This is a genomic window from Streptacidiphilus melanogenes, from assembly GCF_000787835.1.
Lineage (GTDB): Bacteria > Actinomycetota > Actinomycetes > Streptomycetales > Streptomycetaceae > Streptacidiphilus > Streptacidiphilus melanogenes.
Window position 1 is genome coordinate 14046 of sequence record NZ_BBPP01000051.1, and the last position, 4312, is coordinate 18357.

At 73.9% G+C, this 4312-nt stretch carries 1 protein-coding gene; it reads right to left on the bottom strand.

Features of this window, described 5'->3' with window-relative positions; translation table 11 throughout:
* A partial coding sequence (locus tag TR49_RS34405) for a type I polyketide synthase (protein ID WP_152627607.1) occupies positions 1 to 4312 on the bottom strand: 4312 nt, incomplete at both ends.

Genomic DNA, 4312 nt, shown 5'->3' on the forward strand with positions numbered 1-4312 from the left:
GCCGCGATCTCGCCGATCGAGTGACCGGCCAGGAAGTCCGGCCGCACACCCCACGACTCGAGCAGGCGGAACAGCGCGACCTCGACCGCGAACAACGCAGGCTGCGTGTACGCCGTCTCATCGATCCGCTCACCCGCGAAGACCACCTCGCGCAGCGAACAATCCAGGTACTGGTCCAGATGCGCGAACACCTCGTCCAGCGCGTCCGCGAACACCGGGAAGGCGCCGTAGAGTTCGGCGCCCATCCCCGCCCGCTGACTGCCCTGACCGGTGAACAGGAAGGCGACCCGGCCCTCGACAGCGGAGGCCTCGACCACGTTCGGTGCGGACTCCCCCGACGCCAACGCGTTCAGTCCGCGCAGCAGTTCGTCCCGCTCCCCCGCCACGACCACCGCACGGCGCTCCAGCGCCGCCCGGCCCGTCGCCAACGAGAAGGCCAGGCTGGGGAGTTCGGCGTCTCCAGCAACCGGCAGCAGCCGCTTGGCCTGACCCCGCAGGGCGGCCGCGTCCCGCCCGGAGAGCACCACCGGCAGCGCCGAGGGCGAGACCGTCGCCTCGGCAGCCGGCTCCGGGGAGACGTCGGGCGCCTGCTCCAGGATGGTGTGCGCGTTGGTCCCGCTGAAGCCGAAGGACGAGATGCCGACCCGGCGCGGCGCGCCGGTCTCCGGCCAGTCGGCGGCCTCGGTCAGCAGCTCCACCGCGCCCGCCGACCAGTCGACGTGCGGCGTCGGCTGCTCCACGTGCAGGGTCTGCGGCAGCACGCCGTGCTGCATCGCCAGGACCATCTTGATCACACCGGCCACGCCCGCCGCCGCCTGCGTGTGCCCGATGTTCGACTTGATCGAGCCCAGCCGGAGCGGCTGGTCGGCGGGGCGCTGACCGTAGGTGGCGAGGAGGGCCTGGGCCTCGATCGGGTCGCCGAGTGCCGTGCCGGTGCCGTGGGCCTCGACCGCGTCGATCTGGTCGGCGGTGAGGCGCGCGTTCTCCAGCGCCTGGCGGATGACGCGCTGCTGAGAAGGTCCGTTGGGGGCGGTCAGGCCGTTGCTGGCGCCGTCCTGGTTGACGGCCGAGCCGCGGACGACCGCGAGCACCGGGTGCCCGTTGCGCTGCGCGTCCGAGAGCCGCTCGACGAGCAGCATGCCCGCGCCCTCGCCCCACGCGGTGCCGTCCGCGGCGGCGGAGAAGGCCTTGCAGCGGCCGTCCGCCGAGAGGCCGCGCTGGCGGCTGAAGTCGAGGAAGGTGTCGGGCGTGGCCATCACGGTGACGCCGCCCGCGAGGGCGAGCTCGCACTCGCCGTTGCGCAGCGCCTGCACCGCCAGGTGCAGGGCGACCAGCGAGGACGAGCAGGCGGTGTCGACGGAGACCGCCGGGCCCTCCAGCCCGAAGGTGTACGAGAGTCGGCCGGCCAGCACGCTGGCCGAGGTGCCGGTGCCGAGGTGGCCTTCCAGCTCCTCGGGCGAGTTCATCAGGAGCGCGAGGTAGTCCTGGCCGTTGGTGCCGGCGAAGACGCCGGTGCGGCTGCCGCGCAGGGCGCTCGGGTCGATGCCGGCGCGCTCGAACGCCTCCCAGGAGGTCTCCAGCAGCAGACGCTGCTGCGGGTCCATGGAGAGCGCCTCGCGCGGCGAGACGCCGAAGAAGGCGGGATCGAACTCGGCCGCGTCGTAGAGGAATCCGCCCTCACGGGTGTAGATCCTGCCGACCTGCTCCGGGTCCGGGTCGTAGAGCGTGTCGACGTTCCAGCCGCGGTCGGTCGGCAGACCGGACATCGCGTCGCCGCCCGCGACGAGCAGCTGCCACAGCTCCTCGGGGGTGCTGACGCCGCCGGGGAACCGGCAGCTCATGGCGACGATGGCGATCGGCTCGTCCTCTGCCGCGACGGTGACCGCGGTCGGCGTCACGGCGGAGACGTCGCGGCCGAGAAGCTCGGTGCGCAGGTGGTCGGCGAGCGCGTCGGCCGTCGGGTAGTCGAAGACCAGGCTGCTCGGCAGGCTGAGGCCAGTGGACGCGTTGAGCCGGTTGCGCAGCTCGACGGCGGTCAGCGAGTCGAAACCGAGCTCCTTGAAGGCCCGGCCGGACTCGACCTTCTCCGTACCGGTGTGGGCGAGGACGGTGGCGACGGTGGTGCGCACCAGGTCCAGCAGGGCGCGGCGCTGCTCGGCCTCGGACAGGCCGGCCAGGCGGCCGGTCGGCGAGGCGGCGGCAACCGGCGCCTCGGCACCGGTGGCGGCCGGTCGGGCCTCCGGCAGTTCGTCGAAGAGGAGGCTGGGGCGCGCGGCCGTCATGACCGACAGGAAGCGGTCCCAGGCGATGTCGGCGATCGTGAGGGCACCGTCACCGTGGTCCAGTGCCTGCTGGAGGGCGGCAACAGCCGCAGCCGGAGCCATCGGCGGGACGCCGTCGCGGCGCAGACGCTGTTCGAGGGTCGCGTCGGCGGCCATGCCGCCCTGGGCCCACGGGCCCCAGGCGATCGACGTGGCCGCGAGGCCGTCGGCCCGGCGCTGCTCGACGAGCGCGTCCAGATAGGCGTTGGCGGCCGCGTAGTTGGCCTGGCCGGCGTTGCCGATGGTGCCGGCGATCGAGGAGAAGAGCACGAACGCCGACAGGCCGTCGGTGAGTTCATGCAGGTTGCGGGCCGCGTCCACCTTCGGACGTGTGACGGCGGCGAAGCGCTCGGCGGTCAGGCCGTCCACCATTCCGTCATCCAGCACACCGGCCGTGTGGAAGACCGCCGAGACCGGCTCGTCCAGCGACGCGAGGAGCGCGGCCAGCGCCTCACGGTCGGACACGTCACACGCGGCGACGGTCACACGCACACCGACGGCGGCCAGCTCGTCGCGCAGCTCGACCGCACCGGGCGCGTCCGGACCACGACGACTCGTCAGCAACAGGTGCTCGGCGCCGTTGCGGGCCAGCCAACGGGACACCTCCGCACCCAGCGCACCCGTGCCGCCCGTGACGAGCACCGTGCCCGAGGGCTGCCACGGGGTGGCCTCGCCCCGGGTCGACCGCACCAGGCGACGGGCGAAGACGCCCGACGCGCGGACCGCGACCTGGTCCTCGCCACCGGCACCGGCCAGCACGCCCGCCAGCCGCGCGAGCACGCGGTCGTCGACGGTCTCCGGGAGGTCGACCAGACCACCCCAGCGCTCCGGGTGCTCCAGCGCCACCACCCGGCCCAGACCCCACAGCTGCGCCTGCTCGGGACCGGCGAGCCGGTCCGAGCGGCCCGTCGACACCGCACCGCCCGTCAGGCACCACAGCGGTGCGACGACACCCGCATCCCCCAAGGCCTGCACGAGCGTCGCGGTGAGCACCGGCTCAGGGTCCGAGCCGGGCAGCCAGACCACACCGGCGACCGCAGTGGCGTCCTGCGCGGCGTCACGCAGCAGCTGCGCCACGGCGCCGCGCTCCGGCGCCGCGCTGTCGATCTCGACCTGCCGGACCTCGACGCCGCGCGCGGACAGCGCCCGCAGCGCGGCGAGCACGGCGGTGCTCTCGCTCGTCCCGGTCGGGAAGGCCACCAGCCAGGTGCCCGAGGGGGTGCCCGAGGCTGCCTGGCGCACCGGCTTCCAGGTGACGCGGTAGCGCCAGCCGTCCACCGTCGCCTGCTCGCGGCTCTTGCGGCGCCAGGCCGAGAGCGCGGGCAGCACCGAGCTGAACGGCTGGTCGCCGCCCAGTTCGAGGGCCGTGGAGAGGGCGTCGAGGTCGCCGCGGTCGACGGCCTCCCAGAAGGTGGCGTCCACCGCGTCGCTCTGCCCCTGCGCCGGGACCGCCGCGACGGCGGCGTTCTCCAGCCAGTACCACTGCCGCTGGAAGGCATAGGTCGGCAGGTCCACGCGTCGCGCACCGCGTCCGGCGAAGAACGCCGACCAGTCCACGGCCACGCCACGCACATGGAGTTGGGCGAGGGCGGCAGTGAGCGCACGGTCCTCGGGACGGTCGGCGCGCAGCAGCGGCGCGAAGGCCGCCGCCTCGGTCACGCAGTCCTGTCCCATCGCGGCGAGCACGCCGTCCGGGCCGAGCTCCACGAACGTGCGGACGCCCTGCGCCTCCAACGCCGCGATCGCGTCGCGGAAGCGGACGGCTTCGCGGACGTGGCGCACCCAGTACTCGGGCGCGGTGAGGTCGGCGTCCTGGTCGAGGGTGGAGACGATCGGGATCCGGGGAGCGTGGAAGGTCAGGCCTTCGGCCACCGTGCGGAACTCGTCCAGCATCGGGTCCATCAGCGGCGAGTGGAACGCGTGGCTGACCGTCAGCCGCTTGGTCTTGCGACCCTGCCCGGCGAGTTGCTCCGCCACAGCCAGCACGGCCG